The sequence below is a fragment of the Mesorhizobium sp. M5C.F.Ca.IN.020.29.1.1 genome (assembly GCF_003997375.1).
GTDB lineage: Bacteria > Pseudomonadota > Alphaproteobacteria > Rhizobiales > Rhizobiaceae > Mesorhizobium > Mesorhizobium wenxiniae.
In genome coordinates, this window is record NZ_RZSW01000512.1 from 1 (window position 1) to 4,572 (window position 4,572).

The following is a 4,572-nucleotide window of genomic DNA, read 5'->3' on the forward strand; positions in this document are numbered from 1 at the left end:
GGCGGAAAGCCGGTCAAGCATCGACGGGCTGGTTGCCGGCCAGGTCGAAAAGCTGGCCGAAGGCCGCGACATCCTCAGACGCGCGTTGGAAGCAGACCTCAATACCATCAAGGGTGTCGTCGCCGACCAATCGCAGCAGCTGACCGACAATCGTGCAGAGTTTGCGCGGGCGCTGGAGGCCGATCTCGGCAGCGTCAACGGTCTCGTAAACAGCCACGCCGAGAAGCTCATCCAGGACCGCTCGATCCTGTCCAAGGCGCTTGAAGACGACCTCGCCAAACTGGCTGAAAGCCGGTCGAGCATCGACGGGCTGGTTGCCGGTCAGGTCGAGAAACTGGCCGAAGGCCGTGACATTCTCAGACGTGCACTGGAAGCAGACCTGCAGAAAATTGCGGCGAGCCGCAGCGAGGTGGACGACATCATCGCCGGGCATGTCGGCAAGCTGGCCGAAGGCCGCGACGCGCTGACCCGTGCGCTGGAGGACGATCTCTCCAAGCTCGCCGATACGCGCAAGGAAGTCGACCGTTCCCTGTCCGGCCATATCGACCAGATCGCCGCCAGAAGCACCGACATTTCGGACGCCATTGCCGCTGACGTCGAAAAGATCGAGCAGGCGTTCAGCCGTCAGACCGGCATCATCGAGGAGCGCGCCGGAACCATGGAGCGCGCGCTGTCGACCGGTGTCGACAACGTCCGCAGCGTGCTCGAGAAGAGCGCCGTCTTCGTCGCGGGAGCGCTGCGTGAAAAGGTAATGGAAGTCACCAGCGCGCTGCATGAGCAGGCCGGCGCGGCGTTCAGCGACGCCGACCGCAAGATCGCCGAGCGTGCCGAGCAGACCTCGGCCGCCTTGCTCGCCAGGGCGGAGGATATCGCCCGCACCTTCGAGGAGGCGGACCGCCGCCTCGCCGAACGTGCCGAAGACACGTCGACTGCGCTCATCGCCCGCGCCGAGGATACATCGAGCGCAATCATGGCCCGGGTGGACGACACATCGAACTCCTTGCTGACGCGCGCCCAGGAGACGGCCGACCAGCTGGCCGCTCGTGCCAGCGAGATCGCCGGTACATTCGATGCGGCGGACCAGAAGCTGGTTGCCCGCGCGGTCGAAACGGCGCAGTCGCTGGCGGCACGCGCCGGCGACATCCTGCGCAATTTCGAAGGCGCCGACGAACGGCTCGGCGTGCGCATCGGCGAATCGGCCGAAGCGCTCGCAGCGCGAGCATCGGACCTTGGCCGCATTTTCGATGCCGCCGACCAACAGCTGATCTCGCGCATCGCCGAAGGTTCGGAGGCGCTGTCGGCCCGCGCGTCGGAGATCGGCCGTATCTTCGACGAGGCGGATCACCGTCTGGTATCCCGAATCGCCGACAGCACGTCGACGATCGGAGAACATGCCGACAACATCGTCGGGGCCTTCGCCAGCACCGAGCAGCGGGTTGCCGAACGTGCGCGGCAGACCGGTGAGGAACTTGCCGTCCACGCCCGTGAAATCGAGCAGGCGCTCGCCGGCGCCGACGAGCGCCTGGCATCCAGCGCGGCGGCTGCGGCGGCTCGCGTCGAGGAGCAGGTTGCCGGCGTCGAAAACCGTCTCGTCTACACCACCGAAACGATAGGCCAGAAGCTCAACGAGCAGGTTTCGACCGCCGAGGCGCAACTTATTTCGCGCGCCAACGCGATCGCCGAAACCTTCACTGCGGTCGGCCAACATATCGGCCAGAGCACCAACGACGCGGCGAAGACCATCGGCACCAACACCCGCGAGCTCAACACCATGCTTGCGGCACGTTCGGCCGAGATCTCGAAAATCCTCGACGAAACGGCACGGCCGCTGGTCGAGCGCTTCGCCCAGGGCGGCTCGGAACTGCAAAAGAGCATGGAAGAGGTGACCGAACGCGCCACCGAGAAGCTCCGCAGTGAAAACGCCACCCTCGTCAATGCGCTCGCCAGCCGCACGGCCGAAACATTGTCGGCCGTCGAAGGCGCGCGCTCGACGCTCGCCGACAGTGTCGCCGATCTCATCGGCCGTATGAGCACCTCTAGCTCGCAGCTCGGTCAGTTGATCGAGCAGGCGGCGGCCAATCTCGGCCAGGTCGACGAACGCCTGACCGGCAGCACGCAAAGCTTTGCAGCGACCACGGAAAAAGCCGCGCAGACCTTCGCCAGTTCGGCACGCCTGGTCGATTCGAACACGACACGGCTTACCGAGCTGTCGTCCGCGACCTTGCGCGAGGTTGCCTCGATCGCCACCAAGTTCGACGAGCACAGCCGATTGCTGTCCAGTGCTTCGGATCTGTTGAGCTCGGCCCAGAGCAACCTCGAACACACGTTGGAACGACAGTCCTCGCTGGAGGATCTCGCCGTCGGCCTGGTCAAGAAGTCGGAGGATCTCGAAAAGGTCATGCGCTCGTTCGAGGATCTGGTCGGCCAGACGTTGCAGAACGCCGAAGGCAAGACGCTGGAGTCGGCGGACAAGATCCGTACCGCCATCGCCGACGTCGTCGATTCGGCAACGAAGCGCTTCGCCGACGCGACCGAGGAGATGCGACGCACCGCCGGCTCGATCAAGAGCGAGCTCGACCTCACCCGCGCCGAGCTCAAGAAGGGCGTCATCGAGATGCCGGAAGAGGCAAAGGAATCGACCACGGCCATCCGCCGCGCCGTTTCCGAGCAGATCAACGCGCTGAAGGAATTGTCTGAAATCGTTGCGAAATCGGGCCGCAGTACCGACTCCTCGGAGCCGCGCAACCTGCGTCCGGCACCGCAGGCGCCTGCCGCGCGCGCCACTGAGCCGCTGCGCCGTCCTCCGGCCCAGCAACCCGAACCTCTTGGCCCGCAAGCGCCATCGGGTGACACCTCACTGCGCGGCACGCTCGACCTGGAACGCCCGGCCGAGACGGCGCCGCGCCAGCGGGACCCCAATGGCCGTACGCCGCAGGGCGGCTGGGTGCGCGATCTTTTGACCGGGGCATCGCGCGAAGAGGACGCCAAGCCGGCGGCACCTTTGGAAGCGCCACGCTCGGCACCTGCCCAGCGCTCGCCGCTTCACGTCGTGGAGTCGCTTAACTCGCTTTCCGTCGACATCGCCCGCGCCATCGATCACGACGCCTCGATCGAGCTTTGGAACCGCTACCGGCGCGGCGAGCGTGACGTGTTCACGCGGCGTCTCTACACGCTGAAGGGCCAGCAGACGTTCGACGAGATTCGCCGCAAATATCAGATGGAGGCGGAGTTCCGCGTCGCCGTCGACCGCTACTGCGACGATTTCGAAAAGCTGCTCAAGGACGTGTCGCGCAACGACCGCGACAACATGATGGCGCAGACCTACCTGACGTCGGACACCGGCAAGGTCTATACGATGCTTGCCCACGCCAGTGGCCGCCTGCATTGATCAGACGATAGGAACCAAAAAGGCGGGAAATTTCCCGCCTTTCATGCCGTGCCGACCCCTTCGGGATGATGCTCTATTGATTGATCTCCGGTTCGACGAGCCTTGCCAGGTTTCGCAGCGACTCCTGCCAACCGAGATAACAAGCCTCAGCTGGAATGACGTCCGGCACGCCTGCCTGCGTGATATCCAGCTCCGTGCCGACTGATACTTTCTTCAGTATCACCGTCACCTGCATCTCGCCGGGCAAGTTAGGATCGTCGAACTTGTCCGTGTAGCGCAGGCGTTCGCCCGGGACGAGCTCGACATATTCGCCGCCAAACGCGTGGCTTTTGTCCGTTGTGAAGTTGCGGAACGACATTTTGAATGTGCCGCCGACTTTGGGTTCCAGATGATAAACCGTGCAGGTAAAGCCGTTGGGCGGTAGCCATTTCGCGAGCGCGTCCGCCTCAACGAATGCGCGATAGACTTTTTCTGGGCTGGTTGCCAGGACGCGGTGCAGGCGTACGGTACTGGGCATATCATTTATCCTTGTGATTGGAGTGCCGATCCACCCAAGGACGAACCGGTCTTGACCAATCCGACAGAAGTTCTGAGGTTTTTTCATCCTACGCTGCGCCCGGCAGTTCCGGCTGTATCAGATCACCGAATCGGTCCAGCGGACGATGTCCTTGGCTGCATCGCCGAACGCATTGTCGAGCGCGCTGACATAGGCCTGGTTGCCGCTGCCCGAGACGGGCGCGGTCGCGGTAAAGCTCTTCGAGGCGCGCACCTCGCCATTACGGTCGTTCAGTATCCGCACGAACAGCTCGACTTCGGCATGTTCGCCGCGGTCGACCCTGACTTCAAAGGAACGGACCTCGACGATGACCTGGTAGTCGATCGCCAGCCCCTCGCCCGGCTTGCCCACACCGGCGAAACTGCCCGAGCGCTGGAATGTCTCGGCCAGCCGCGCCTGCACGATCAGCGGCAGCCGATCGGCCCATTGCGCGCCCTTGAGGTACTGGATCGAGCGCACGGACGGCTTGATGACGATGTTCTGGCTGTCCAGCGCCTTGAGCGCGGAGGGTTGGGCAATGAGGATCTGGCGGCGGCTGCGGCCGCGCGCATCGAGCGGCGGCGCCGACAGTTCGAATGTGTCCAGAGGCGCCGGCCCGCCGCCCGGCAAAAACGCGCAACCGGCTACC

General features: G+C 64.3%; 2 protein-coding genes and 1 pseudogene. 1 reads left to right on the forward strand and 2 read right to left on the reverse strand.

The features are described 5' to 3' along the window. Positions 1 to 3,388: pseudogene (locus tag EOA85_RS28470) on the forward strand (kinesin); the annotation flags it as partial. 73 nt (positions 3,389 to 3,461) lie between these two features. Here the strand turns inward: EOA85_RS28470 and EOA85_RS28475 are convergent. After that, positions 3,462 to 3,905: an SRPBCC family protein gene (locus tag EOA85_RS28475; RefSeq protein WP_127211979.1), complete on the reverse strand. Its 444-nt coding sequence runs from the start codon at positions 3,903 to 3,905 to the stop codon at positions 3,462 to 3,464. Between the two features lie 117 nt (positions 3,906 to 4,022). Further along, positions 4,023 to 4,572, reverse strand: a 550-nt coding sequence (locus EOA85_RS28480; protein WP_127211980.1) for an ABC-type transport auxiliary lipoprotein family protein, incomplete at its 5' end; no start/stop codon positions are given.